This is a genomic window from Parvibium lacunae (assembly GCF_003335215.1).
Lineage (GTDB): Bacteria > Pseudomonadota > Gammaproteobacteria > Burkholderiales > Burkholderiaceae_D > Parvibium > Parvibium lacunae.
In genome coordinates, this window is the sequence record NZ_QPGB01000003.1 from 1 (window position 1) to 26,199 (window position 26,199).

The 26,199-nt window shown below is 52.2% G+C and carries 27 protein-coding genes; 17 read left to right on the plus strand and 10 right to left on the minus strand.

The genetic code is table 11. From position 1 onward, the window contains the following. Positions 1-343: integrase core domain-containing protein (locus DU000_RS07655; RefSeq protein ID WP_147266980.1), on the plus strand; the 343-nt coding region annotated here is incomplete at its 5' end. Between the two features lie 103 nt (positions 344-446). On the opposite strand, the gene DU000_RS07660 is transcribed toward DU000_RS07655, so the two are convergent. Both DU000_RS07660 and DU000_RS07665 read right to left on the minus strand, forming a co-directional pair. After that, positions 447-1,574 (minus strand): ABC transporter substrate-binding protein, encoded by a 1,128-nt coding sequence (locus DU000_RS07660; protein WP_114402817.1) that lies wholly within the window; start codon positions 1,572-1,574, stop codon positions 447-449. Positions 1,575-1,656: 82 nt separating this feature from the next. After that, the gene (locus DU000_RS07665; protein ID WP_114402818.1) at positions 1,657-2,700 is read right to left on the minus strand and encodes a TRAP transporter substrate-binding protein; all 1,044 of its coding nucleotides are present in this window, start codon (positions 2,698-2,700) and stop codon (positions 1,657-1,659) included. A 229-nt stretch (positions 2,701-2,929) separates the two neighbouring features. On the opposite strand from DU000_RS07665, the gene DU000_RS07670 reads away from it, so the two are divergent. The 4 genes from DU000_RS07670 (at position 2,930) to DU000_RS07685 (ending at position 7,219) form a co-directional block, all read left to right on the plus strand. Next, positions 2,930-5,017 carry a sensor histidine kinase gene (locus DU000_RS07670; RefSeq protein WP_114402819.1) on the plus strand — a complete coding sequence of 696 codons (2,088 nt, stop codon included), beginning with the start codon at positions 2,930-2,932 and terminating at the stop codon, positions 5,015-5,017. Positions 5,018-5,070: 53 nt separating this feature from the next. Further along, positions 5,071-5,682 (plus strand): response regulator transcription factor, encoded by a 612-nt coding sequence (locus DU000_RS07675; protein ID WP_114403071.1) that lies wholly within the window; start codon positions 5,071-5,073, stop codon positions 5,680-5,682. A gap of 116 nt (positions 5,683-5,798) precedes the next feature. Then, complete coding sequence (locus DU000_RS07680) at positions 5,799-6,308, plus strand: RidA family protein (RefSeq protein WP_114402820.1); 510 nt, start codon at positions 5,799-5,801, stop codon at positions 6,306-6,308. Positions 6,309-6,334: 26 nt separating this feature from the next. Next, positions 6,335-7,219 (plus strand): AEC family transporter, encoded by an 885-nt coding sequence (locus DU000_RS07685; protein ID WP_114402821.1) that lies wholly within the window; start codon positions 6,335-6,337, stop codon positions 7,217-7,219. Here DU000_RS07685 and queG read toward each other — a convergent pair. Then, positions 7,216-8,343 (minus strand): tRNA epoxyqueuosine(34) reductase QueG, encoded by a 1,128-nt coding sequence (gene queG, locus DU000_RS07690; RefSeq protein ID WP_420812129.1) that lies wholly within the window; start codon positions 8,341-8,343, stop codon positions 7,216-7,218. The genes DU000_RS07685 and queG overlap by 4 nt on opposite strands. On the opposite strand from queG, the gene tsaE reads away from it, so the two are divergent. After that, the gene (tsaE, locus tag DU000_RS07695; protein ID WP_114402823.1) at positions 8,342-8,881 is read left to right on the plus strand and encodes a tRNA (adenosine(37)-N6)-threonylcarbamoyltransferase complex ATPase subunit type 1 TsaE; all 540 of its coding nucleotides are present in this window, start codon (positions 8,342-8,344) and stop codon (positions 8,879-8,881) included. The genes queG and tsaE overlap by 2 nt on opposite strands. 8 nt (positions 8,882-8,889) lie before the next feature. Then, on the plus strand, positions 8,890-10,224 hold the full coding sequence (locus DU000_RS07700) for an N-acetylmuramoyl-L-alanine amidase (protein ID WP_114402824.1): 1,335 nt from the start codon (positions 8,890-8,892) through the stop codon (positions 10,222-10,224). 24 nt (positions 10,225-10,248) lie between these two features. On the opposite strand, the gene dnaQ is transcribed toward DU000_RS07700, so the two are convergent. Next, positions 10,249-11,034 (minus strand): DNA polymerase III subunit epsilon, encoded by a 786-nt coding sequence (gene dnaQ / locus DU000_RS07705; RefSeq protein ID WP_114402825.1) that lies wholly within the window; start codon positions 11,032-11,034, stop codon positions 10,249-10,251. 66 nt (positions 11,035-11,100) lie between these two features. Between dnaQ and DU000_RS07710 the strand changes: the two genes are divergently transcribed. Then, positions 11,101-11,880 carry a 16S rRNA (uracil(1498)-N(3))-methyltransferase gene (locus tag DU000_RS07710; protein ID WP_114402826.1) on the plus strand — a complete coding sequence of 260 codons (780 nt, stop codon included), beginning with the start codon at positions 11,101-11,103 and terminating at the stop codon, positions 11,878-11,880. A 19-nt stretch (positions 11,881-11,899) separates the two neighbouring features. Here DU000_RS07710 and DU000_RS07715 read toward each other — a convergent pair whose 3' ends face one another. From DU000_RS07715 to DU000_RS07730, 4 genes are all read right to left on the minus strand, one after another. Then, positions 11,900-12,346, minus strand: coding sequence for a barstar family protein (locus tag DU000_RS07715; RefSeq protein WP_158529657.1), 447 nt, complete (start codon positions 12,344-12,346; stop codon positions 11,900-11,902). Positions 12,347-12,356: 10 nt separating this feature from the next. Then, a complete protein-coding gene (locus DU000_RS07720; RefSeq protein ID WP_114402828.1) occupies positions 12,357-12,776 on the minus strand; it encodes a guanyl-specific ribonuclease in 420 nt (139 codons plus the stop codon). Positions 12,777-12,779: 3 nt separating this feature from the next. Then, positions 12,780-13,985, minus strand: coding sequence for a patatin-like phospholipase family protein (locus tag DU000_RS07725; RefSeq protein WP_114402829.1), 1,206 nt, complete (start codon positions 13,983-13,985; stop codon positions 12,780-12,782). A 143-nt stretch (positions 13,986-14,128) separates the two neighbouring features. Then, entirely contained in the window at positions 14,129-16,417 is a 2,289-nt protein-coding gene (locus tag DU000_RS07730; RefSeq protein ID WP_114402830.1) for an NADP-dependent malic enzyme, read from the minus strand. A 172-nt stretch (positions 16,418-16,589) separates the two neighbouring features. Between DU000_RS07730 and miaA the strand changes: the two genes are divergently transcribed. Continuing rightward, positions 16,590-17,549 carry a tRNA (adenosine(37)-N6)-dimethylallyltransferase MiaA gene (miaA, locus tag DU000_RS07735; RefSeq protein WP_114403072.1) on the plus strand — a complete coding sequence of 320 codons (960 nt, stop codon included), beginning with the start codon at positions 16,590-16,592 and terminating at the stop codon, positions 17,547-17,549. A gap of 1 nt (position 17,550) precedes the next feature. Here the strand turns inward: miaA and DU000_RS07740 are convergent, their stop codons facing one another. Both DU000_RS07740 and purM read right to left on the minus strand, forming a co-directional pair. Further along, positions 17,551-17,949: a hypothetical protein gene (locus DU000_RS07740; RefSeq protein WP_114402831.1), complete on the minus strand. Its 399-nt coding sequence runs from the start codon at positions 17,947-17,949 to the stop codon at positions 17,551-17,553. Positions 17,950-18,096: 147 nt separating this feature from the next. Beyond that, positions 18,097-19,137: a phosphoribosylformylglycinamidine cyclo-ligase gene (gene purM / locus DU000_RS07745; protein ID WP_114402832.1), complete on the minus strand. Its 1,041-nt coding sequence runs from the start codon at positions 19,135-19,137 to the stop codon at positions 18,097-18,099. A gap of 85 nt (positions 19,138-19,222) precedes the next feature. Between purM and DU000_RS07750 the strand changes: the two genes are divergently transcribed. The 8 genes from DU000_RS07750 (at position 19,223) to panC (ending at position 26,134) form a co-directional block, all read left to right on the plus strand. Beyond that, a complete protein-coding gene (locus DU000_RS07750; protein WP_114402833.1) occupies positions 19,223-20,317 on the plus strand; it encodes an AI-2E family transporter in 1,095 nt (364 codons plus the stop codon). A 24-nt stretch (positions 20,318-20,341) separates the two neighbouring features. Further along, positions 20,342-21,055: an HdaA/DnaA family protein gene (locus DU000_RS07755; protein ID WP_114402834.1), complete on the plus strand. Its 714-nt coding sequence runs from the start codon at positions 20,342-20,344 to the stop codon at positions 21,053-21,055. Position 21,056: 1 nt separating this feature from the next. Beyond that, entirely contained in the window at positions 21,057-21,725 is a 669-nt protein-coding gene (locus tag DU000_RS07760) for a histidinol-phosphatase (RefSeq protein WP_240001859.1), read from the plus strand. Next, complete coding sequence (gene pcnB, locus DU000_RS07765; RefSeq protein WP_114402836.1) at positions 21,722-23,116, plus strand: polynucleotide adenylyltransferase PcnB; 1,395 nt, start codon at positions 21,722-21,724, stop codon at positions 23,114-23,116. The genes DU000_RS07760 and pcnB overlap by 4 nt, the downstream gene beginning before the upstream one ends. Beyond that, a complete protein-coding gene (gene folK / locus DU000_RS07770; protein ID WP_114402837.1) occupies positions 23,113-23,595 on the plus strand; it encodes a 2-amino-4-hydroxy-6-hydroxymethyldihydropteridine diphosphokinase in 483 nt (160 codons plus the stop codon). The genes pcnB and folK overlap by 4 nt, the downstream gene beginning before the upstream one ends. Before the next feature lie 54 nt (positions 23,596-23,649). Continuing rightward, a complete protein-coding gene (locus tag DU000_RS07775; protein WP_192878458.1) occupies positions 23,650-24,303 on the plus strand; it encodes a deoxynucleoside kinase in 654 nt (217 codons plus the stop codon). Positions 24,304-24,338: 35 nt separating this feature from the next. Continuing rightward, the gene (gene panB, locus DU000_RS07780) at positions 24,339-25,205 is read left to right on the plus strand and encodes a 3-methyl-2-oxobutanoate hydroxymethyltransferase (RefSeq protein ID WP_114402838.1); all 867 of its coding nucleotides are present in this window, start codon (positions 24,339-24,341) and stop codon (positions 25,203-25,205) included. Positions 25,206-25,300: 95 nt separating this feature from the next. Next, entirely contained in the window at positions 25,301-26,134 is an 834-nt protein-coding gene (gene panC / locus DU000_RS07785) for a pantoate--beta-alanine ligase (protein WP_114402839.1), read from the plus strand. Positions 26,135-26,199 lie beyond the last annotated feature (65 nt).

Below are 26,199 nucleotides of genomic sequence, written 5' to 3' on the forward strand. Positions count from 1 at the left end.
GGCCGAGAGCCGTGGCTTGCCCAAGGGCATTACAGTCGATAATGGTCCAGAATTCGTCAGCAAGGCGTTGTATGAATGGGCCTATGCTGTTGGCTTGCAATTGCGCTTCATTCAACCCGGCAAACCACAGCAGAACGCTTATATCGAGAGTTTCAATGGTAAATTCCGCGACGAATGCCTGAATGAACACTGGTTTATGTCGATGCGTCATGCCCGGCAGCTTATCGAGGCATGGCGACACGACTACAATACTCAGCGGCCCCATAGTGCTATCGGCTATCAAACCCCTGATCAGTTTGCAGACAGTTTTTTAACCGCAAACTCTACGTCCAGTTCGGACTAAGTTGGGGAGCAGGTCAGCGTCGCGAGGGGTGGTAACTCAACCCAAAGCGCACCTATCGCATGTATCACGAAGCTGGACTGATGGTCAGAAAATGCAAGAATATCTATTGAATTACTTTACCCCCAGCACTAATCACTGATAGCTCGACATAAGGAGATCCTCGATGATTCTTTTCATCAAAATCAATAATAAAACCACCTAAGTCTAAGCGTCGCAAGCGTTCCAAACTTCGTGTCAATTCTTGTCGAGTAATTTTAGGAGCCCTCTCCAAAGCTGCCGTAATAACTTTCCCGGTCACGTACCCTTCAAGAGTGGTGTAGTTGACCTTGGCACCTTCGACTCGACTTTTAGCGACATCGAGATGAAAATCTCGAGAAAGCGGTAAACTTCTTTTGTAAGGATTTGGCATTACTTGGGCAATCACCACGCCCCTGGCCAAATTGTCTGAAATTCGTTGCGCCAACTGCTCGCCATCAGTTACTGACTGAATAAATAAATACGCTGAATTATTTCGCTCTCTCAATTGCTTAATAAATGCTGCACTAGCCGCGGTATTGGAAATCATGATTATTGCCTGAGGCTCGGCTTTCAGCATAGTTTCAACCGCATTTTCTACCTTAGTTGTATTTTTCTCATAGGCACCTTTTGCCAAAATATTAAGCCCATACTCCTTGGCAAACTCTTCCGCAGCCTGTAAACCAACTTTACCGAATGAATCATCCTGGTAAAAAACACCAATATTCTTCAGGCCTATCGTTGAAGCGTGCTGTAGCATTTTTTGCACTTCATCTCGATAATTCGCCCGCAAATGAAATAGGTATGGATAATGGGTCAAAATACCTCCAGTTCTCACACCGATAAGTGGGATTCTATGCTCTTCGAGTAAACCTGATTTTAAAACTGCCTCTACATTTCCTGTACCAACGAACCCCGCTAATGCAACAATGTCGTTGTTAGTCAATATCTGCTTCGTTTGTTTAACTGTATCTTCAGTTTTATAGCCATCATCTAATCCAACTAGTTTTAGTTTTCGACCTTTAATACCTCCCCGCGCATTGAGGTGCTCAAACCAAATTTCAATACCTCGTCGATAGTCATTACCTGTTGGGGCCAAGTTTCCAGTATATGGAGCAACCTGCCCAATAAGGATTTCTTGTGCATAGGCCACAGTAGGAACCAAGGTAAATAAAACATACAGAGGGAGAAAGAGTAGACGCAAAAAAGATGACATGGCGAGTTGCCTCCGTTGATAAGTTATGCCTCATGTTTATAGATAAATTTGATAATGGCTAGGTGTGGATAATGCGTAAGGGTTATGGATATCGGAAGCCTGTTTGACCGTAAATTGCCCGAATCAGGTCGCGATCTTGGGAGCTGGTAAATAATTGGTGAACGCGCATCATACTCAAACGCCAGGCGGCTCTCTCGTTGGCGCTGAGCGATAAAACCTGGGTTTTGCCAGCGGCTTTAATTTTAAGAAGTGCTTCGTCATTTTCCTTACGCGCAATTTCATTCGCAAAGCGGGTCGCATCATCCATTGCTTGCTGCATGATGAGTCGTATATCGCGGTCCAGCCCTTCCCAGAACTTACGGTTTACGATTACCGCATATCCCAAATAACCATGATCTGATAGAGTCAAATATTTCTGGACTTCATGCAACCGTTGCGTCCAAAAATTGGAGGCGGGATTTTCGGTGCCATCCGCCAGGCCGGTTTGCAAAGTTTGATATACCTCTGAAAAAGCCGTTACCTGCGGAGTTGCCCCGACGGCACGCATTTGCGCATCGAGTACACGAGAAGGCTGAATCCGCATCTTTAAGCCACGTAAATCATCGGGTAAACGCAATGGTTTGTTGGCACTCATTTGCTTAAAACCATTATCCCAATAAGCGAGGCCCTTAATACCGCGCGATTCCAGTTTCTTCAGCAGACTTTTACCAATATCACCACTGGTAACAGCGTGCATTTGTGCCGCATCGTCAAACAAAAAGGGCAGATCGAAGATTTCAAACTCGCGAACTCCCAATGGCGCGAACTTGGCCAAAGAAGGAGCAAGTATCTGTACTGCACCGAGCTGTAATGCCTCTAACTCTTCCCGATCTCGGTAAAGCTGGCTATTGGGATACACCTCGACTCTAATCAAGCCGCGCGATAACGATTCCAGGCGAGTTTTGAAAAAAAGCGCCGCCTTGCCTTTGGGGGTATCTTCTGCAACGACATGGCTGAATTTAACAATCAGTGGAGACGTCACCGAATACTGCGCGGCGCAGGCCTGCGGAGCGGCTAACCAAGACGCCGCAAAAGTACTGCTAAGTAAGGCTTGTTGAGCACAGGTTTGTATAAATTGGCGACGCATGGTTTACGATTTACCAGCAAAAATAACAGGTAGAAGAGAATTCTTACCAAGATTGCGCCAGCCCAGGATTTCCCACAACTACGGTTTTCCACAATCGGAAGCTAATTTTTAACCTGCGACAATCCCGCTACTTTATTTCCCACTTTTGTTGTCTCATAAATCACGATCTCCAACGCCGCCTCCCCTGGGAGACAGACACGATGTATGTCGCTTGGGCTACTATTGACTAATGCCAAATTTTGCCCCATTCCTTAAAAAACTCTTAACGTACTACCCTTGGTATCGCTTAAGCCAGCGCCAGCAGCAGCGGTTGCGCTGGTGGATGCCCGCCGTGTTTATCGGACTCTTTCTATGTGCAGTGGGAACCTTTCTCTGGCTCTCATTCACGATAGAACGGAATGACCGCCAAGAAAGTCTGATCGTCGACACCCTATGGATGCAACAAGCGATTGAATTTCAGCTTGAAGGAGACCAACGCTCGATGCGCGTGATTGCTGATGACCTTGCCTCAGGACGGCTCTCACCCCAGCAATTCCAAGCTCAAGCACAATCGGTCATTCGGAATAATCGTGAAATCCTAAATGTCCTATGGCTCGATGCAAACTTGAACATCTTGGCCAGTGTTGGTGTCAGTGAACAAATTGGACGCAATTTATTTACAGAGTTGAACCCAAACTCGAAACAAGCCGCGGTTCGGGCCATGCGTCTACGCTCACCGACCTACTCCCAACCTTACATCTTAAGGCTACCCGAATCTGAGGCCGATGGGCTGTTTGACCTGCACATTCCCTTGATTTCTGATGAGGGGATCATTGGCACCCTGTGCGTTATCTTCTCTTCACGCGGCATACTGGATGAAATGGTGCCCTGGTGGTTCGCCAAAGATAACCAGATTCAACTCACCGAGCCCGACGGCGTGGTGCTCGCCGAACGCAGTGCAGGCGGTCACGGTAAAGGGATTTACCAACATTTCACGGCGATTGAACTCCCCGGTGCCGCCGTTGTGCTCCGGGTCAATAGTCTTAAAGGCTCGCCAGACCTTATTCCTAATATTCTGGTTGTGATCGTTGTCTCACTTTCAGTAGCGCTGCTCTGGAGTTTATGGATATTGTTTCGTGATTTACATCGACGTCATGAGCTTGATGAAGCGCTTCGCGATCAATACACCTTCCGGCGTGCGATGGAAGACTCATTGGTCACTGGGCTGCGGGCGCGGGATCTGGAAGGCCGGGTGACCTACGTCAACCCAGCCTTTTGCAAAATGACGGGATTTACCGCAGAGGAGCTGATTGGGGTTAGGCCACCGATGCCCTATTGGGCCCCCGAGGCCTATGCAGAATACAGCGAAAGACACGCTCAAGTATTGGCAGGGACGATTACGCAAGAAGGCTATGAAACCATTTTTCAGCACAAAAATGGCACACGCTTTCCTGTTCTGATTTTTGAAGCGCCGCTGCGAAATAGTAAGGGAGAGCAAACTGGTTGGATGAGTTCTATTCTAGACTTAACAGAACAGAAAAAAATGGAAGAACTCAACCGACAACATCAAGAAAAATTACAGTCGATTGCGCGCTTGACGACAATGGGAGAGCTGGCTTCAACGTTATCGCATGAGCTCAATCAGCCGCTCTCTGCCATTACCAGCTACAGCACCGCTGCACTGAATATGCTAAATGCCAATCGGCAAACAGCGGCAACAGGCCAAGGTATTGAGTTACCACCATTTAGCGTGACAGACATAGAAGAAATATTGCAAAAGGTCTATCAGCAGGCCACCCGAGCTGGGAATGTGATCCGCAGTGTGCATGAGTTCGTCCGTAAACGGGAACCTCAAAAGGCACCATGTACTGTGGAACAATTATTTGAATCCATCAAGCCTTTAGTCGAGCTACAAACCCGCCACAGTAGCGTTCAAATTCATTATGAAATTGGCCGGCAACTGCCTCCGCTCTTGATTGATCGCGTGATGCTAGAGCAAGTATTACTCAATCTCACCCGTAACGCGATTGAGGCCATGGAAAGCGTACCGCCATCAGCACAGCACCTGACCCTGCGTGCCTGGGTTGAGGTGGCTGCATCTGATACCCATGAGAAAGTCTATCTGGCTGTTGAAGACTTGGGGCATGGCATAAACTCGGCTGTCGCTAGCAAGCTGTTTTCACCTTTTTTCACCACGAAATCTGAAGGCATGGGGATTGGCTTGAATATCTGCCGTTCAATTATTGAGTTTCACCATGGCAGCTTATGGCATGAACCGAATCAACCCAGTGGCTGCCGCTTTATTTTCAGCTTACCCGCTTATCAGCCGTCTACGTAATTATTTGATGGCCAGCGTATTCCACCGCTGGCGATATGTAGGAGATCAAGATGTTGCTTTATGTCATTGATGATGAAGATATTATTCGCGACGCCCTAATATTGCTCTTCAAGTCACGAGGGATTAAAGCGATCGGCTTTGCCTCGGCAAATGCTTTTCTTGACGCGATTAACGAGCATGCCATTCATTTTGATCAGCCTGCCTGTATCTTGCTAGATGTGAGAATGCCGCAGATGAGTGGACTGGAACTCTTCGATATTTTGTTTGAGCGCCAATTACACCAGCAGGCTCCGGTGATATTTTTAACCGGCCATGGCGATGTACCGATGGCGGTCGAGGCATTAAAAAAAGGGGCCTTTGATTTTTTTGAGAAACCGTTTAATGACAATAAATTGGTTGATCGGGTTCTTGAAGCACTCAACCAAGCGCAACGAACCACGCATCTTTCAGCCCAGAAACATCAAGTACATGAAGATTTGGCCAGCTTAACAGACCGTGAAAAAGAGGTAATGACGCTAATACTGGCTGGAAAATATAACAAAGTGATTGCGGATCAACTGGGTATTAGCATGCGCACGGTTGAGGTTCATCGCGCCCGAATTTTCGACAAAATGCATGTCAAGTCTGCTGTCGAGCTTGCGCAGCTCCTGAAGAACCTCGATTAAACTATACTGCGCGGCGCGCCCCTGTCTCGCCCTATTTTGTCAGGTACTGTTGCTATGCAACTGCATGCGGTCTTGTTACGCTATACCATATGCCGACGATTGAGGGAGCTGTATCAATGACAACCACGACGAACCATTTCTCCGACCCGCGTGACCAACGTTATCACCAACATTTAACGCTGCGCGGTCTTGTCTTTGAGAACCCCATCAAAGGGGGCGCGAATTACGATGTCTGTGTCGAACACAACGGCATACTTTATGTCAGCGGCATGGTGCCGCGGGTACAAGGCATCATTGCAGGAACTGGGCGGGTTGGTGAAACCCAAACGCTGGAAGGGGCGCAGCGTGCAGCTGAAGTTTGTATCCTACGCGGGCTGGGTATTGTGCAGCAGCAGATCGGCTCACTCAGCTTGATTGAAAAAATTCTGAAAGTGACGGCTTTCACCCAAAGCGCGGCAGACTTTACCCAACAAAGTGAGGTAGCCGATGCCGCTTCGACCCTGCTTTATGAGATTTTTGCGCCCCATGGCCAGCACACACGCACCTCGGTTGGGGTTTACCAACTTCCGAAGAATGCTTGCGTAGAGATTGATATGATCGTCGCGCTGAAAAATACCCCATCCTAAACACGGCGCTCAACCAATAGGCACTTATGGCCGCACTCTTACTCCCCGATTTCGCGCTCATCCTACTCGGCTGGGGTCTTTACCGCGGATTACGTTGGCCCAGTGAGTTTTGGGCAACCTTAGAAAAACTCGTTTTTTTCGTGCTCTTCCCTGCCCTGCTATTTCATTCAGTGATACGTACCAGTTTTGATTTAGTCAGCACCGCTACCCTCTTAAAAACCTCCTTTGCCGCCACCCTCGCCGGAGGCCTCTTGGGTTATGGGTTACGGCTAACAAGCCGGGTGCCAGCCCTGACTTTTGCCTCGGGCGTTCAGTGCGCGTTTCGCTTCAATTCCTATATTGGCCTCGCGCTTGCCGTTCGCCTGGGTGGCGAAGAAGGACTGGCGCTCATGGCTGTCATCATTGGTTTTAATGTCCCATTTTGTAATATTGCCGCAGTGTGGGGCTTGGCTCGCCACGGTGAAACACGCCTCTGGCAAGAATTGCTGCGCAACCCTCTGATTGTGGCAACAGTCAGCGCCCTCTTGCTGAACATCATCGGCTGGCATCCACCGGAAGTGATGATGACCACCTTGCAACGCTTGGGCAGTGCCTCTGTTGCGTTGGGCCTCATTGCGGTTGGCGCTGGTATCCGCTTGGCGGGGGTCAACGAAGCGCGATGGCTGAGTAGCGCCTGGCTCATGTTGAAATTATTCGTTAATCCATTGATCGCTTATTGGGTCGGCCGACAATTCGGCTTAGCCAGCTTACCCCTGAAAATTGTGGTGTTATTTGCCGGACTACCAACTGCATCAAGCGCCTATATTTTGGCAACCCGCATGGGTGGCAATGGGCCTTTGGTGGCCTATCTCATTTCCGCCTCTACGCTGCTCTCAATCCTGACACTGCCCCTGTGGTTAAGTTTGGTTTAGGTGGCGCCAGACGGCTGCTGTGCCAAGGCCCAAGCAACATGTTCACGAACCAATGGATCAGGGTCATCGACTTTTGCCTGCAGCGCCTCGATCATGATGGCAGCTTGGTGGGATGCGCTATCGCGCAGCGCATTACCGAGCGCCACAGCAATATTACGTAGCCAAGGGCCATAGCCGATGCGCCGAATCGGGCTGCCTTGCAGGCGCTCGTTAAACTCGCGCTCGGTCCAGGCAAACAGCGCGACTAGGCTCGCGCTGTCCAAGCCATTGCGCACGTCAAAATCATTGATCGGGGCTCGCTGCGCAAATTTATTCCAAGGGCAAATTAGCTGACAATCATCACAGCCATAAATCCGGTTGCCCATTAAGGGGCGCAGCTCCACGGGAATCGCCCCCTTGTTTTCAATGGTGAGATAAGAAATACAGCGGCGGGCATCCAGTGAATAGGGCGCCACAATCGCCTGGGTCGGACAGACGTCAAGACACCGGCGACATGTCCCACAATGCATGGCTTCTGGTGCCGTCGGGGAATCCATCGGCAAATCCAGGTTCGTGAAAATCTCGCCAAGAAAAAACATCGACCCTGCTTCCCGCGTTAAGAGTAGGGTGTGTTTGCCGCGCCAGCCGAGTCCTGCCTGCTGACCCAGCTCCACTTCCATCACGGGAGCTGAATCGGTAAACACGCGATAATCCATATCAGGAAAATCAACCGCCACCTGCTGCTGAATTTGATTCGCGAGCTGCTGCAGACGCTGACGTAGCACTTTGTGATAATCGCGTCCCCTGGCATACAAAGAAACGTAGGCCTGCCCTGGCCGATTCAGTGTTTCCCAGGCTTGATCGACCCAATTGTCAGTAGTCGAAGCAGGTAAATAATTCATGCGCAGGCTAATGACGCGCAAGGTTTGCGGGTGTAATTGCGTTGGGTCGCGCCGCAACGCTTCGTGCCGCGCCATATAATCCATCTTGCCGTGATAACCAGCCGCCAACCAAGAGGCAAGGCGAGCCTGCGCCGCCGGGTCGATTCGGGCTGGCCCGATGCGCAGATCGGCAAAGCCCAGTGCATTGGCCCACGTGCTTATCTGTTGAACTAACTGTTTTTTTGCGGATTCATCCATTTTCATGATTGTAGCCCTACCCGATTCCCTTGCCACTGAGAAACTGGGCCAGGCCTTGGCGCAAACGTTGCAGCCCGGCATGCAAGTGCATTTGCATGGCGATCTAGGTGCGGGTAAAACCACCCTGATCCGAGCATTGCTGCGTGGTCTGGGGGTTTCCGGGCGGATCAAAAGCCCAACCTACACCTTGGTCGAGCCATATGAGATCGCTCGTTTACCATTGCATCCTCAACCTCAAGCACAAAATCAGGTTGAACTTCATCCACTTTCTAAAATATACTTGTATCACTTTGATTTTTATCGATTTAGTGATCCAAGAGAATGGCTGGATGCCGGATTTGCTGAGTATTTTCGAGCAGATTCCGTCTGTTTCATCGAATGGCCGGAAAAAGCCGCGAATACCTTACCCCAGCACGATCTCAGTGTGTCACTAAACCATGCCAGTAGTGCCGAGTATGCTGATTTTCGTACGGCGACACTACAGGCCTATAGTGAACGAGGACAGGGTTGCCTAAACCACCTACATTTTCAAACGGCGATTTAGCCTCATCAATGCTCCGCTCGCCCCGGCGGCGGCAGCTGTTGCGCGCCGCGACGCACGGAACTGTCTTAACGCTCATTGGTACCCTGCCACGCCTCGCGCAGGCGGCACAAGTGGTAGCCGTACGAGTTTGGCCAGCCGCAGACTACACACGGGTTACGCTGGAACACGATAATGAGCTCAGCTTCAGTCACATGATTGTTAAAGACCCTCATCGTCTCGTGGTGGACATTGAAGGGTTGCAGCTCAATGATGCGGTACGTAATCTGGTTTCCAAAATTACCCCGAATGATCCCTACATCGCGCAAGTTCGCGTCGGGCAGAATCGTCCCAAAGTGGTTCGTTTGGTCTTTGATTTAAAGGAAGAAATCAAGCCTCAAGTCTTCGCGTTGCAGCCGGTAGGGGAATATAAACATCGCTTGGTCTTGGATTTGTATCCGAGCACGCCAAAAGACAGCCTGCTAGCGCTCTTACAAGAAAACAAGCTTGATCCGGCACCGAAAACAGGGCCAGGGTCCACGCCGCTGGCCCCCGCAACGAGCGTCGAAGGGGCCAATCCCGCCACTCGCCCCACACCACGCACAGAACGCGCCCCCAGCCCCGGAGACGAGGAATTGATCTTGCGGAATAATCGCCTAATCACCATCGCGCTTGATCCGGGGCATGGAGGGGAAGACCCAGGCGCGATTGGGCAAGCCGGCTCTTATGAAAAACACGTCGTGCTCTCAATTGCACAACGACTCAAACGGCATATCGAACAAGAAAGCCAAATTCGAGTGATGCTGACGCGTGACGCTGATTATTTTGTACCACTTCATGTCCGGGTACAAAAAGCCCGTCGCGTACAAGCCGATTTATTTGTCTCGCTTCATGCTGACGCCTTTATCAAACCAGATGCGCGTGGTTCCTCGGTATTTGCGTTGTCTGAGCAGGGCGCCACCAGCACCGCTGCCCGCTGGTTGGCGAATAAAGAAAATGCGGCTGACCTGATTGGCGGGGTCAACATCAATACCCGTGATGCACAGCTAGCAAAAGTCTTATTAGATCTTTCCACCACCGCTCAAATCAATGACAGCTTGAAACTGGGTAAAGCGGTCTTACGAGAGATCAGTGGCATCAATCGTTTACATAAAAACGATGTTGAACAGGCTGGCTTTGCCGTTCTCAAGGCCCCCGATATTCCTTCTATTCTGATTGAAACCGCCTTTATCAGTAACCCAGAAGAAGAAGCGAAGCTGAATGATGAAGAGTATCAAGAACGGATGGCGCGCGCGATTTTGATTGGGATTAAGCGTTATTTCGCTAAGAACCCGCCACTGGCGCGGAATAAATTAGCAGCACTATGAATCCCGTAATGTAAGAGCTTCCACTCAATAAGCAGGGGCAGCTTGTTCCATGGAGGTATCGGTCTTGACTGGGGTTTGCGCTGCCGATACGGGCACGGTGAGCAACTGCTGCCAGAGCGTCGGTTGCTTGTTTTCTTTTTCTACCTGTGCCAGCCAAGACTGGTGCGCGGCTTCCTCCTCAGCGTCGGCATACAAAACCATCAGCGCTGCCGTGTCGTAGCGGCGGGCTCTACTGGCTTGTGCATGGCCCGACTGCACCAACTCGGTTGCCGCCTCATCAATCACCAAGCTATGTTGTCCACGCGTCATCGCGACATAGACTTCAGCGAGTAATTCGGCATCTAAGAGTGCGCCATGCAAAACCCGGTGCTCATTCGAGACCCCATAGCGCTCGCACAGTGCATCCAGTGAATTACGCTTGCCAGGGTGACGTTCTTTAGCCAAGGCCAGGGTATCGGTCACACCACCAACATACTGGTTAAACCGTGACCACCCTAAGCGCTCAAATTCGGCATCGAGAAAACCGACATCGAAGGGCGCATTATGGATAATAATTTCAGCCCCGGCCAAGTAATCCCGCAGGCGCTCCGCAATCTCAACGAACTTAGGCTTATCGCTCAAAAAGTCTTCGGTTAAACCGTGGACGCGAAGTGCCCCTTCTTCACTGGCGCGCTCTGGGTTGATGTAGAAATGCAGGTTATTGCCGGTGAGCTGGCGGTTAATCAATTCGACACAACCAATTTCGAGAATCCGATTGCCTTGCCGGGGATCCAGACCCGTGGTTTCAGTATCGAGGATGATTTGGCGCATAATGAGGCTCTTCTCACAAAAAAATTAACGCAGAATGCGTTATAACCCAGTTTTATCGTTTCGTCTATGCCGCGTTTTTATCTGCCCCAGTTGCCTTCCATAGGAACTGAAATCAGCTTGCCTGAGACTGTTTTCCACCATGCGGTTCGCGTGCTGCGCTTGCGCGTTGGCGACACCCTGGCGGTGTTTGACGGCGAAGGCCGGGAAGGTCTCGTTGAGCTACGTCATGTGCAAAAACAGCAAGCGACCGGGCAACTGCTGAGCCTTGTTGAGCATAGCCGCGAAAGCCCCCTTTCCCTGCATCTGGTGCAAGGCCTCTGCAGCGCTGAGAAAATGGACTGGATCATTGAAAAAGCGGTTGAACTGGGCGTGCAGTCGATTACCCCCCTCTTGACAGAAAAATCGACGCTTAGAATCGACGGGGAACGCGCCCTCCGTAAGCGACAACATTGGCAAGATATCATGGTGAGTGCTTGCGGGCAGTGTGGACGTAACCAACTGCCGCAGTTACAGCCAATAACACGTTTTAGTGATTGGGTCGCAGCGCCAGCCTCAGGCTGGCTCACCGCCAACGAATCGAGCCAGGCCAACAGAATCTTGGTGTTAAGCCCGCGGGCGACAACCCGTTTGTCAGCGCTGCAGCTAATCCCCACACAAACCATCAGCCTGGTTGTTGGCCCTGAGGGTGGGTTAAGCCCTCAGGAAGAAGCACAGTTACTGGCAGCGCCGCTGCGCGCTAGCGGTTGTTTGCCTGAAGCGATTCAGCTTGGCCCTCGAATTCTACGCACTGAAACGGCTGGGCTGGCAGTCTTGGCTGCGTTGCAAGTATCGCTGGGAGATTGCTAAAGAAGAACTAACCCTGCAGTTAGTCTTGATCAGCTTGGGAATAATAGAGTCGATAAGCGACCCCACGCGCCGCAAAATCTGCGGCAACCTGCTCAAAGACGGCGAGCAAGGCCTGTCGATCAGTTTTTGGTACCGCCGATAGGATGGACTCAAGGACAACCACAAAGCCGGGTGTCAGCCCAGGCGCGGGAACGGGTGCGGGAATATCAAGCAAGCTATCGTACAGAGCGTCCAGATTGTGCCCAAAGTCGGCCGGTAATCGAAACAGATCTTGCAAACGATGCAAGATCGCACTCAAGCTGCGGCATTTTGAAAGGTCGGCATAGAGCCACTGTTGTTGCCCAGCCAGCGCAGCTTGTTTCAGACCCGCAAGCGGGCGCTCACCAAGCGGTTCCAGCAGGGTGAGCGGCAGCGCGCTCAAGGCAGAGTAATCATGCTTGGTTGGTATGGTGTGGCTTGTTGACATGGCATCCCTCCTAGGGCACTTGCTGAATCCGTAAAAAACGTTGGTAATGATCGGCCGTGTAGTAATACTCGCCGGAGGTTTTGGGGTCATTCTGTTTCCCCGCCCCCGCCACAATGCGCCGTGCGCCGCGATGACTCAAGCCGGGTGTCGGTACGGTATATTCTGTGTAATAGCCTCGGCGCTGGCGCGGCAAGCGTTGTTCAAAATTTTGAAAGACGGTGCCATCCCGGGTGTAGGGGAAAGGCCCACCCTGGCGAATAAGCTGTAGTGTTTGCTGTGCTTCTGGTGGCAAAGTTGCCCAAGTGATCGAGGCAATCACTGGCTGTTCAGGACTTTGGTGGGCGGTGACGCTGACCGTGCTGCAGAAAAGTAGCAAGAAGCAAGTCACACTTTGCAGAAAAATGCGCGCTAGCGCGGGGTATCGTTGCATGGTTTATTCCACGACTTGAACCGCGGGTTCAAGATCAAAAAAATCCAACACTTCACTTTTACGCGCGAGGGTATCGCTGCGCCCCAATGCCATCAATTCTTGCGTGTAGGCGGCTTCAAACAATAAATAACTGGCAAGGGCAGAGCCGCGCTGCTCGGTCGCGCCGATTCCCCCTAAGAGCAGGCGTACCGGTGCTGGTAGCGCTGCCACATGTTTGGCGGCGATGTAGTCTAAACGCTCACTCGGCGCAATTACCAACACATCTACCGAGCGTAAAGCGCTGCGCTGTTGTACCTCAGGCGGTAATAGGCGAATCGTGTGGTTCACGCGTGTGAGTCGTTCAATATCCATCGCCAGGCTATCTAAAAAAATACTGGATAGCGCGTGACCGGCAATTTGCGCCAGGCTGGGGTAACTTGCATGGGGCAAAGGGGTGTCACTCGCGAGCGTCGAAGAATCTCGCATCTGGCCTGCCCCAATCACTAACACCTTGCTGGCACCCAAGTGAATGGCCGGGCTAATCGGGGCCAGCTGACGCATCGACCCATCGCCAAAAAATTCACGGCGATTATTAAAAGCCAGAGGAATAGAAGGAAAAACAAAGGGGATTGCCGCCGATGCGAGCAGGTGTTGGATCGTAATTTGGTCGGGCTGAGCCAGACGTTGTGTGCGAATCCAGGGCTGAATTTGCTGGAGTGTCTGGTAAAAAGTGACATGGTACCCAGAGCTGTAACTGGAAGCCGTCACGGCTAGCGCGCGCAAATGGCCGTATTCTAGACATTCATCTAAACGCGGCAAATCGATCATCTTGTGCAATAAATCGACCAGTGGCGAGTTATCGAGCAGCGATTTCGGGCGCTTACGAAGCATCCAGCCAAACGAGAGTGCCGTCAGCCATTTCGCCCCGGTACGAATTACCCCCAGCGAATCCGCCCGGTAAACCTGCTCCGCCCGGAAATTCTCCCAAATATCGCCAATCCGAAAAACAGCTTCCTCAAAATTATCCGAGCGAGACGCCAAAGCAGTCGCATTGATAGCGCCCGCAGAGGTGCCACAAACCACTTTGAAAGGCGACGGTCCATAGTGCCCATACTCTGCAAGCAAGGCGGCAATGGCTTGCAAAACCCCGACTTGATAGGCAGCGCGAGCGCCGCCGCCAGTGAGGATCAGGCCAATTGGGGATTGAGATTGTGTCGCAGCGGGTTCCATGAACAAAATTTACCATTCCTGTTTGGCTTAGGTAACGGCTCAATCATAAAAAAGTGTTGCCTGTTCCCCGCTTGCAACGATACATAAGAAAAAGCCCGAATCAGTATCCGGGCTTTTTCAATCAATGTGACACCGGCAAATGACTAGCGCTGGGCATTCGCATCTACCACGGTCAAGGCGGTCATATTCACAATTCGACGAACCGTGGTAGACGGCGTCAAAATATTCACCGGTTTGGCGGCACCCAATAAAATCGGCCCAATCGCAACATTATTACCCGCTGCGGTTTTCAGCAAATTGTAGGCAACGTTGGCAGTTTCTTTATTGGAGAAAACCAATAAATTGGCCGCTCCTTTGAGGGTGGAATAAGGCATGACGCTTTCTCGCATTGACGGATCCAGCGCGCAATCACCATGCATTTCACCATCCACTTCTAATTTCGGTGCGCGTTGGCGCAAAATCTCTAGGGTAGTGCGCATTTTGGCCGCCTGCGTGTGCTGACCTGAACCAAAATTTGAATCAGAGACTAGCGCAACCTTGGGTTCAATCCCAAAGCGACGCAGTTCATCAGCAGCCATCAGGGTAATTTCAGCTAAGTCCTCGGCGCTGGGGTTCTCGTTAATGTGGGTATCAACAAGCGCAATTTGCCGATTGGGTAGCATGAGAATATTCATTGCCGCATACGTATGCGCACCTGCCCGCTTCCCCAACACTTGATCGATGTAATGCAAATGGACACCATAGTTACTGACAGTGCCACAAATCATGCCGTCCGCATCGCCCTTATGAATCGCCATGGCGGCAATTAAGGTTGCCCGACGGCGCATTTCCAACTTGGCATACTGCTCCGTCACTCCCTCGCGACAGGTCATGCGATGGTAAGTACTCCAGTAATCGCGATAGCGGGCGTCATCCTCGGGGTTAATCACCGCAAAATCAACGCCCTGTTTGAGACGCAGCCCGAATTTCTCGATCCGATGCTCCAGCACAGCAGGGCGGCCAATCAAGGTTGGTTTCGCCAAATGTTCATCCACGACCACTTGTACTGCGCGCAGCACCCGTTCATCTTCCCCTTCAGCGAAAATAATCCGCGAACGCTGACCTTGCTGGGTTGCACGCTTGGCGCCCGCGAAAATTGGCTTCATGGTATTACCCGAGTGATAGACAAACTGCTGGAGCTGTTCACTGTAGGCTTCCAAGTCCGCAATGGGGCGTGTGGCGACGCCGGATTTCATCGCGGCTTCGGCCACCGCAGGCGCTATTTTCACAATCAAGCGCGGATCAAATGGTTTCGGGATCAGGTATTCCGGCCCAAAACTCAAATTGGTTATGCCATAGGCAGAGGCCACGCCATCACTCAATTCCGCTTGCGCCAGTTCTGCCACCGCATGCACCACCGCAATTTCCATCTCACGCGTAATCGTGGTCGCGCCCGCATCCAATGCCCCCCGGAAAATATAGGGGAAGCAGAGCACATTATTCACTTGGTTGGGGTAATCAGAGCGACCGGTCGCGATAATCGCATCGCTGCGTACCGCTTTTACCTCTTCCGGCATGATTTCGGGCGTAGGATTGGCCAGCGCCAAAATTAGGGGGTTATCGGCCATGGCTTTCACCATGTCTGGTTTCAGCACGCCGCCGGCAGATAGGCCCAGGAAAATATCGGCTCCCGCAATCACGTCCGCGAGCTTGCGAGCATCGGTCTCTTGTGCAAACTGTGCTTTGTCTTCATCCATCAGCACCGTGCGACCCTTGTACACCACGCCTTCCAGATCGGTCACCCAAATATTTTCGCGGGGCAAGCCTAAATCAACGAGCAAATCTAAACAAGCCAAAGCGGCAGCGCCCGCACCAGAGGTCACCAGCTTCACTTTCTTAATATCTTTACCCACAACCTTAAGGCCATTGGTAATCGCGGTGCCCACAATAATCGCGGTGCCATGCTGGTCATCATGGAAAACAGGAATCTTGCAGCGCTCACGTAACTTACGTTCAATGTAAAAGCACTCAGGGGCTTTGATATCTTCAAGGTTGATCCCGCCAAAGGTCGGTTCGAGGGCGGCGATGATATCGATCAGCTTATCGGGATCGTTTTCATTGACTTCAATATCAAAGACATCAATCCCGGCAAATTTCTTAAAGAGCACGCCCTTGCCTTCCATCACGGGTTTTGACGCGAGCGGGCCAATGGCGCCTAACCCCAATACCGCCGTGCCATTGGTAATTACCGCCACCAAATTACCCCGTGAGGTATAACGATAGGCATTGACAGGATCGGCATGAATCTCTTCACAGGCCGCCGCCACACCGGGTGAATAGGCAAGCGCCAAATCTCGTTGGTTAGTGAGCTGCTTGGTCGGCGTGACCGATACTTTGCCTGGGGTCGGAAATTCGTGGTATTCAAGTGCCGCTTTACGTAATTGGGGATCCATGTCTCTCTCTCGATGGTGGCAGCTTGGCTGCGAAAACGTTACGCTAGTTTCGCCTTCATTATAGCCAGCGTAGCACGGGATTACCCCTACGCAGTTTTACCAATCTGACATGAGTTGCAGCTATTTTGGTATGTTGCGCAAGAAGGCGCCAAAAGTAGCGGATAATTTTGTTATGGTTGATTCCGCTCTCTCAAACCTACAATCTAGCGTCATTTTACTGATGGGGCCCACGGCCTCGGGTAAAAGCCGTCTCGCGCTTGACCTCGCCGAACAGTTGCCGATTGAAATCATTTCGGTAGACTCAGCGCTCGTCTATCGCGGCATGGATATTGGCACCGCTAAACCCAGCCAATCAGAACGGCAACGCGTCGCCCATCACTTGATTGATCTGATTGACCCTCTGGAAAGCTACTCGGCGGCGCAATTTCGTGCCGATGCAAGCCGTCTCATCGCTGCGATTCAACAACGGGGGAACATTCCTGTGCTGGTTGGGGGCACGATGCTGTATTTCAAAGCGTTGCGGGAGGGATTAGATGATCTCCCCCAAGCCGATGCTGTGACCCGCGCCCAACTTGATCGCCAAGCTGAACAAATCGGCTGGCCGGGTATGCATGCTGAATTAGCCAGGGTCGATCCAGCCACTGCGGCTCGACTGTCGCCCAACGACAGCCAGCGAATCCAGCGTGCGCTTGAAATTTGGCACTTAACGGGCAAGCCGATGTCGGCTCACTTTCAGGAGAGGCCCTTAACACTCAGCCCGCATCGCTACCTCCCGATTGCCTTGGAGCCAAGTGATCGCCACAAGCTGCATGAACGGATCGAGCAGCGCTTTGATCAGATGATGGAAAAGGGTTTTCTAGATGAAGTGCGGGCACTGCGAGCACGTGGTGATTTGCATCTTGGCTTACCCAGTATGCGCTGCGTGGGTTACCGCCAAGCATGGGAATATTTTGATGGGCAGGTTCATGCATTACAAATGCGAGAAAAAGCCCTTGCGGCGACACGCCAGCTTTGTAAACGTCAATTAACTTGGCTGCGCGGCATGGAAGACCGGATCGTCATTGATTGTTTGCAGCCAGCGTTGCTCAGTCCGTGCCTGGCTGCCTTACGCGCGCAATCCGCATTGGTCTGATTCAGTGTTTCGTCGTGTTTTTTTCGCTGACTTTGGCGTCTTCAATCGGTGCTGCAGACTTTTTACCGTCATCGCCAACCCACGCATTGACTTTGGTTTTTACTTTGTCGGCTTTTTGTTCTACTGTCTGCCCCACTTTTTCCCCAAATTTAGTGACCTTGCTGCCGACGTGCTGGACGCCCGCTTCGACCTTTTCAACAGTACGTTTAGCCCCCGCCTCGACCTTGCCTACCGCTCGTCCGAGTTTGTTATTCGGCAGAGGCTTACTTGGCTCCGCTTCGGGCTGGGCCTGTTGCACAGGTTGATGGTCACTGGTTTGCACGTTGGTATTAGCATACACGCTTGTCGTAGCAAGCAAGATCACCATGGCAGCCGCAACACGTATCTGATTTTTAGACATAACAAGTACTCCTTCCTGTGCAGATCATCACAAAGCATTTACCCAATAAAAAACGGTAGCGATGCTACCGTTTTTTATTGTGTTTCGTTTTTGCTTACTGTTAGCATACGCTCAAACAAATGGGGCGGCGATACCGCACAAGTTTTGTTACACCACCACAGTCTGGGCCTGCCCTGCCTCACGCGCCGCAATCTTACCAATCGTATACACCGTTTCGCCTTGCTCGCGCAGGAAGTCTGCCGCGGCGGCGGCGTCTTCTGCGGCCACCACCACTGCCATGCCGATGCCGCAGTTAAAGACGCGGTGCATTTCAGCATCAGCCACATTGCCATGTTGCTGTAGCCATTGGAATAAAGGTGGCAAGGTCCAGCTGTTTTTATCAATCACGGCCGTGGTGTTCTCTGGCAACACACGCGGAATGTTTTCCACAATGCCGCCACCAGTAATGTGCGCCATACCCTTGATGGTGATTTTTTCGAGCAAGGCCAGAATCGGTTTGACATAAATGCGGGTGGGTTCCAGCAACACGTCTTTGAGCGTGCGCCCATGGAAGTCCGCATTCAGATCAGGGTTGGCGCGTTCAATAATTTTACGTACCAGTGAGTAGCCATTGGAATGGGCGCCACTAGAAGCCAAGCCCAGCACCACATCACCAGGACGAATCGTTTGACCTGTAATGATTTTGCGTTTTTCTACTACGCCCACGGCAAAACCAGCTAGGTCGTATTCGCCGTCGGGATACATACCCGGCATTTCAGCGGTTTCGCCACCAATCAAAGCGCAACCCGCTAATTCGCAGCCCCGTGCAATCCCGCTGACCACACTGGCGGCAGTGTCTACATCCAACTTACCGCAGGCAAAATAATCCAAGAAGAATAAAGACTCAGCGCCTTGCACCAAGATGTCATTCACGCTCATGGCCACCAAATCTTGGCCCACGGTGTCGTGTTTGTTGAGCATAAAGGCCAGTTTCAGTTTGGTACCCACGCCATCGGTACCCGACACCAAGACGGGTTCTTGATATTTTTTGCTCACTTCAAACAAGGCGCCAAACCCGCCAATGCCGCCCAGAACGCCTTCGCGCAGGGTTTTCTTCGCCAGCGGTTTAATCCGTTCAACCAGGGCATCCCCGGCATCAATATCGACCCCGGCATCGCGGTAGGACAGGCTAGTTTTTTGTTCAGACACAGTGATTCCTTTGTGATTTTGCCCTGCATCGGCACTAACAAGGCAGCTACAATAACGTCAACTCTCTATTTTACAGGTTAATCACATGCCCTCGCATGATCCTGCACGCCCACACAGCAGCACCCGCCGAAATTGGCAAACACTGGCCTGGCTTGGCACCGGTATCGCCTTGTTATGGCTCTTATGGCTACTGAGCCCCGTATTAACGCCCTTTTTGCTGGCATTTATCCTTGCTTACATGTTGCAACCGGGTGTTGAGCGCTTGTATCGCCGGGGCTGCCCACGTGCGCTCGCTGTTATTCTGATGTTGCTGGTCTTACTCTTGATCGCGATTGGTTTAGTTCTCATCGTTGTGCCTGTCGTACAACAAGAGATTCTGCTGGTGCAGAGCAAATTGCCCAATCTATTGAGCCAGCTCAATGGCACATTAGCGCCAAAGCTAAAGGAATGGTTTGGCCTCAAAGTGAATTTTGATGGGAAAGCCATTCGAGCTGCCATCAATAAAACCTGGATTAATAACAGCGAAGACGTTCTCTCACTGGCATTTGATTACGCCCTGACCGGTGGGACGGTGTTACTCACCGTATTGGGTAACTTGATTCTTGTCCCCATGGTGCTGTTTTACCTACTCATGGATTGGACCGTGATTTTTCAACGCATGGGGCAAGGCATTCCCCGCCGTTGGCAAGCTCAAGTGCTCGGGTTAGTGCAAGAAACAGATAGTTTGCTCGCCCAATATTTACGCGGTCAGTTAGCCGTGATGTTGTGCCTAGCTGCCTATTATGCACTTGCTCTCTATCTAGCGGGCATTGAATTGGCGGTTCCTGTCGGGGTGCTAACTGGGCTATTGATTTTCATTCCCTATGTGGGTTATGCCTTTGGTTTCATGTTGGCATTGCTATCTGCCTCATTAGACTTTACGGGCTGGAACGAAATACTAACTGTGATTGCTATTTATGGTCTGGGTCAAATTTTAGAAAGCTTTTGGCTGACGCCGCGCTGGGTTGGAGAGCGCATTGGTTTGCATCCGCTGGCCGTGATTTTTGCATTGCTCGCCTGTGGCCAGCTCTTTGGTTTTTTTGGCATTTTGTTGGCGCTTCCAATGAGTGCGGCAATCCTGGTTGGGTTACGCGCCTTACGCCGTGTTTACTTGCGCAGCGAGTTTTATAACCGTGGGTAACCCTTACCCTATCTTCTTTCCGCCATGCGCCAACTCTTACTCGATTTATTACCGCCTCCAGCCGCGCCATCACTCGACAATTATGTTCCTGGACGGAATCAGGCGCTAATCACCACGATTCGCCAACAACAAAGGCAAACCGCTGAACCGCCAGTAAACAACACTGGCATGACGACAGCCCCGATGCACTATCTCTGGGGGAGTGAAGGCTGTGGCAAAACCCACTTACTTAAAGCGATTGCTGGCGGGACGGGGGGGCGTTATCTCCAGCAGACATCACCTCTCTCTGATTTTGACTACCAAGCCGGGGGAACTTATTGTATTGATGACATCGATAGCTTCAATTCCACCCAATTGGATGCCATTTTTGCGCTCTATCAAGCGATGCTTACCAATCCGCTGGGACAGCTGTGGGTCAGTGGCCCATGTGCGCCATTTCAATTGACCGAGTACGCCCCGCAAATGCGCGCAGACTTGCGTACCCGCCTCGGCGCAATGCTTGTCTGGCAGGTCCATGCACTCAGTGAAGGTGAAATGGCAGAAGCCTTACAAGAAGCGGCCAGCCAGAGAGGCTTACAATTACAACCGGGCGTTATTGGTTGGCTGCTCACGCACTGGGAGCGTAGCATGCCTGCGCTCTTGACCCTGCTTGATGCTCTCGATCGCTATTCGCTCGAACGACGCCGCGCCGCGATTACCCTACCTCTATTAAAAGATTTGCTCGCTGAAAGCCAGTAACATCATGAATCTTGCTCTCTTTGATTTAGACAATACCCTGATTCCCTTTGACTCCGACCACGGCTGGGGCAGCTTTTTAGCCAATCTCGGCGTGGTGGATAAAGCCGAATACGAGCGCCGCAACGATGCGTTCTATGCCGACTACAAAGCCGGTTGTTTGGATATGAATGCCTACCTGGAATTTCAGCTCGGCGCGCTGACGCGCTTTCCGCGCGCGCAGCTCAATGCCTGGCATGCCGAATTTATGCGCAGCCAGGTGTTGCCGAACCTACGCCCCACGGCGCTGGAACTGGTGCAGGCCCATCAGGCGGCGGGCGATTTGTGCTGTGTGGTCACGGCCACCAATCGTTTTGTGACCGGTCCGATTGTGGCGGCCTTTGGTATCACGCACCTGATCGCCACCGAACCAGAACAGGTTAATGGCCAATTTACTGGTAAAGTGCAGGGCATACCGAGTTTCCGTGAAGGCAAAATCACCCGCGTGCAAGATTGGCTGTCTGCACTCGGCTACCAGTGGGATAGTTTCGCGCGCAGCACCTTCTACAGCGACTCGATGAATGATTTACCCTTATTAGAAAAAGTCTCCGACCCCGTGGCCACGAACCCAGATGCCAAATTACAAGCCGTAGCGCAAACACGAGGCTGGCGTATTCTTAATTTATTCGCATGATTCGCAAAATTATTAGCAAACTCTTCAAACGCAGCGACAGCCCCGCCCACGCCCAACCCAAGCACGTCGGGCATAAGCATTACGTCAAACCTGTCCAACTCGGGCGTAAAGACCACAAAATTGATCGTCACTTAGTCTCGCACAACGCCATCAAAACCTGCGAAACGTTGCAGCGCGCAGGCTTTGAAGCGTTTATCGTCGGCGGTGCAGTGCGCGATTTGTTGCTCGGTATTGCCCCCAAAGACTTTGATGTCGCGACCAATGCCGAACCCGAAGAAGTACAAAAGCTCTTTCGCCGTGCGCGTATCATCGGGAAACGTTTTCGCATCGTCCATGTTGTGTTTGGCAATGACATCATTGAAACCTCGACCTTCCGCGCCTTGCATGGTGACAAAGTAGAAACCGATGCGCATGGCCGCGTCCTGCGCGACAACGTGTTTGGCAGCCAGCATGAAGATGCCACGCGCCGCGACTTCACCGTGAATGCGCTGTATTACGACCCCACCCAGGAAATTGTGCTGGACTACCACCACGGCGTGCGCGACTTGCGGGCCAAAACGCTGCGCATGATTGGCGACCCCGCCACCCGCTACCGTGAAGACCCGGTGCGCATGCTACGCGTGGTGCGCTTTGCCGCCAAACTTGGCTTTGAGATTGATGCCACCACCCGCGCCCCGATTGCCGAGTTGGCCGATTTAATCGAAAACGTCCCTGCTTCGCGTCTGTTTGATGAAATGCTCAAGCTGCTGACCAGCGGTCACGCCCTCGCCTGCCTGCAACGCTTGCGGCAAGAAGGCTTGCACCAAGGTTTAATGCCATTATTGGATGTGATTCTGGAGCAACCCGCTGGCGAGAAATTTGTCACCCTCGCCCTCAGCCGCACCGATGAACGCGTGCGCGCAGGCAAGTCGATTTCGCCCAGCTTTCTGTTTGCCAGCTTGTTATGGAATTTGGTGAAAGAACGTTGGCAGGTCATTCTCGAGAGTGGCGAACACACCATTCCTGCGCTGTTTCAAGCGATGGATGAAATCATCTCCCAGCAGTGTGAAAAGCTCGCTATCCAGCGCCGTTTTACCACCGATATGCGCGAAATCTGGGCCTTGCAGCCGCGCTTTGAAAAGCGCAATGGCGCCAGCCCATATCGCTTACTAGAGCACCTACGCTTCCGCGCAGGGTACGATTTTTTATTGCTACGTACGGAAGTCGGGGAGCTGGAATCTGAACTGGCCGATTGGTGGACCGCCTTTCAAGTCGCCGAGCATAGCGAACGCGCACAGATGATTGCCGATGCAAATCGCCGTGCCCCCGCGATTCAAATCAATAAACGCAAACGGCGGCGCAAGCCTAAAAACCCAGCGGGCGCAACGTCAGGAACCTCTCAAGCGGAATGAGCATTCGCTGTTATCTCAGCCTCGGGGCGAATCTCGGCGATGCCTCTGCCACATTACAGGCAGCCTGCGCAGCGTTACGAGGATTGCCGATTACCCGGCTAGAAGCGGTTTCATCCTTTTATCGCACCGCCCCGATAGCGTCCAGCGGCCCTGACTATGTCAACGCTGTGGCCGCGCTCACGACTACCTTCCCCCCGCTGGATTTGCTGCATGCCGTACAGGCGATTGAGCAGGCGCATGGGCGCGAACGGCCTTATCACAACGCCCCGCGCACTTTAGATATCGACATCCTGCTATACGGCGATCAGCGTATTGATCTACCCAATCTGCAAGTACCTCACCCACGCATGTTAGAACGGGCGTTTGTATTGGTGCCACTCGCCGAGATTGCACCGCCGAGCTTGCCCATCATCGGTTCGCTCGGCCCCTATCTCACCCGCGCGGTTATACAAGCACAAACGATTCAGTGTGTCACTTAAAGACTCACTGGTGCGGTATATTTCATTTTCAGAAATTAATTAAGTGTGATTGTTATGGATCGCTATCAGCACATTGTGATTGAAGGCCCGATTGGGGCGGGTAAAACCTCTTTGGCGCGCCGCTTGGCCGACATTTTATGGACCGGTAATCAAAGCGCACGCGGCGAACTCTTGCTGGAAAAGCCGGAAGACAATCCCTTCCTCGAACGCTTTTATCGCGATAGCGCCCGCTATGCGCTACAAACCCAACTCTTCTTTTTGTTTCAGCGGCTTGATCAACTCAAACAGCTCGGCCAAAAGGAATGGTTTAACAAGCCCATCATCAGCGACTTCTTGCTGGATAAAGATCCCTTGTTTGCGGAGCTCACCTTACCCAGTGATGAACTCGCACTCTATCGCCAAATTTTTAACACGATTCAGCCGCAAACCCCGCAGCCCGATTTGGTGATCTACTTGCAGGCCCAGCCCGACACCCTACTAGAGCGGATTCATCGGCGCGGCAACCCGGCGGAAAGTGCAATTTCTCTGGATTACCTACGGGCGTTGTGTGATGCGTATAGCCAGTTCTTCCATCACTACAATGCGGCCCCGGTGCTCACGGTGAATACCAGCGGTCTGAACCCGATTGATTCGGATGAAGATTGCGCATTGCTCTTGCAGCAGATTAAGAATATGCGCGGCAAGCGGGAATTCTTTAATCGCGGGTAAACTATACCCAACCTTCATTGATCGTAAGGAACGTCATGTACGGCCCCAATCAAAATCAAACATCTATTACTGCGCAGCCCACCGCAGGGCGTGCACCGCACAGCTTGCCCAGCCTGTATGCGTTGCGTGAGCGGCAAGAAAAAATAGCCATGCTCACTTGCTACGATGCCAGTATGGCGACGCTGATGGATGAGGCGGGGGTGGATATTCTGTTGATTGGGGATTCACTCGGCATGGTGTTACAGGGCCATAGCTCAACCTTGCCCGTGACGATTGAGGATGTGGCGTACCACACCGCCTGTGTGGCCCGTGGCAACAAAACCGCTTGGGTGCTGGCCGATATGCCCTGGGGCAGTTATCACGAATCACCTGCGCAAGCCTATGCGAATGCCGCCAAACTGATGGCGGCGGGCGCACATATGGTCAAAATTGAAGGGGGTGCCTGGGTCGCGCCTACCATCGAATTCCTCACCCAACGCGGCGTGCCCGTGTGCGCCCACATTGGTCTCACCCCGCAGTATGTGCATTTATTGGGCGGCTATCGTCTACAAGGTAAAAACGAAGGGGATGCGCAACGGTTACAAGCCGAAGCGCTTACCTTGCAACAAGCAGGGGCGAATATGCTGTTGTTTGAGCTGATTCCCGCCCCCTTGGCCGCGAGCATTACCGCGCAACTGCATATTCCGACGATTGGTATTGGGGCTGGCCCCGATTGTTCGGGCCAAGTCTTGGTGATACAAGACATCCTAGGGATTTTCCCCGGGAAAAAGGCCCGTTTCGTTAAAAACTACTTGGCCGGGCGCGATAGTATTCAAGCCGCCGTGCGGGCCTATGTAGACGAGGTAAAATCCGGGGTTTATCCCGCACCAGAACATAGTTTTGGGGTAGTAAGTAAGGGCTAATCGCCCCACCCATTCAACACAGGTGGCCTAAAACACAGGCCGCTAAATCGGCTCCCCTAACAGCGTCGCTGCTTAGGCGGGCACTAAGGTATGTCATGAAGGTAATTCGCACGCTCGCCGAACTGCGCGCCCAACTACGCGGGCAAACGCGCACGGCGTTTGTCCCCACTATGGGCAATTTGCACGAAGGGCATTTATCCTTAATGCGTTTGGCCTCTGATCATGGCGACCCTGTCGTCGCCTCTATTTTCGTGAACCGTTTGCAGTTTGGCCCTAACGAAGATTTTGATAAATACCCCCGCACCTTTGAAGCCGATTGCGACAAGCTAGAAGCCGCCGGGGTGTACTGTGTGTTCGCACCGGATGAAAAAGAGCTCTACCCCGAGCCACAGGAATACCGGGTTAGCCCCCCACATAACCTCGGTGATATTTTGGAAGGCGAATTCCGCCCCGGCTTTTTTGTCGGCGTGACCACCGTCGTGCTCAAGCTCTTTAACTGCGTGCAACCACAAGTGGCGGTGTTTGGTAAAAAAGACTACCAACAACTGATGATTGTGCGCAATATGGCGCGCCAGTTTGCGCTGCCGACACAGATTGTCCCGGCGGAAACCGTCCGTGCCGCGGATGGTTTGGCCCTGTCTTCACGCAATGGCTATCTATCGCCCACCGAACGAGCGCAAGCGCCCGCCCTGTATGCGCAACTGCAAGCCGTGTCACAATCGATTAAAACCGGACAGACCGACTTACGCGGTTTAGAGAAAGCCGCCTGCGCCACTTTGCAAGCGCAAGGCTGGCAGCCCGACTACATTGCCATTCGCCGCCAGCACGATTTACAACCCGCGCAAGCGGCGGATGTGGGTACGCCCCTAGTAGTGGTGGCGGCTGCCAAGCTGGGGCAGACACGATTGATTGATAATTTAGAGATTTAAGTAAGAGCGGCGGTGGGCACTTTTAAGAAATTCAGAATTTCGAACTAAGTGTTCACAATACGGTG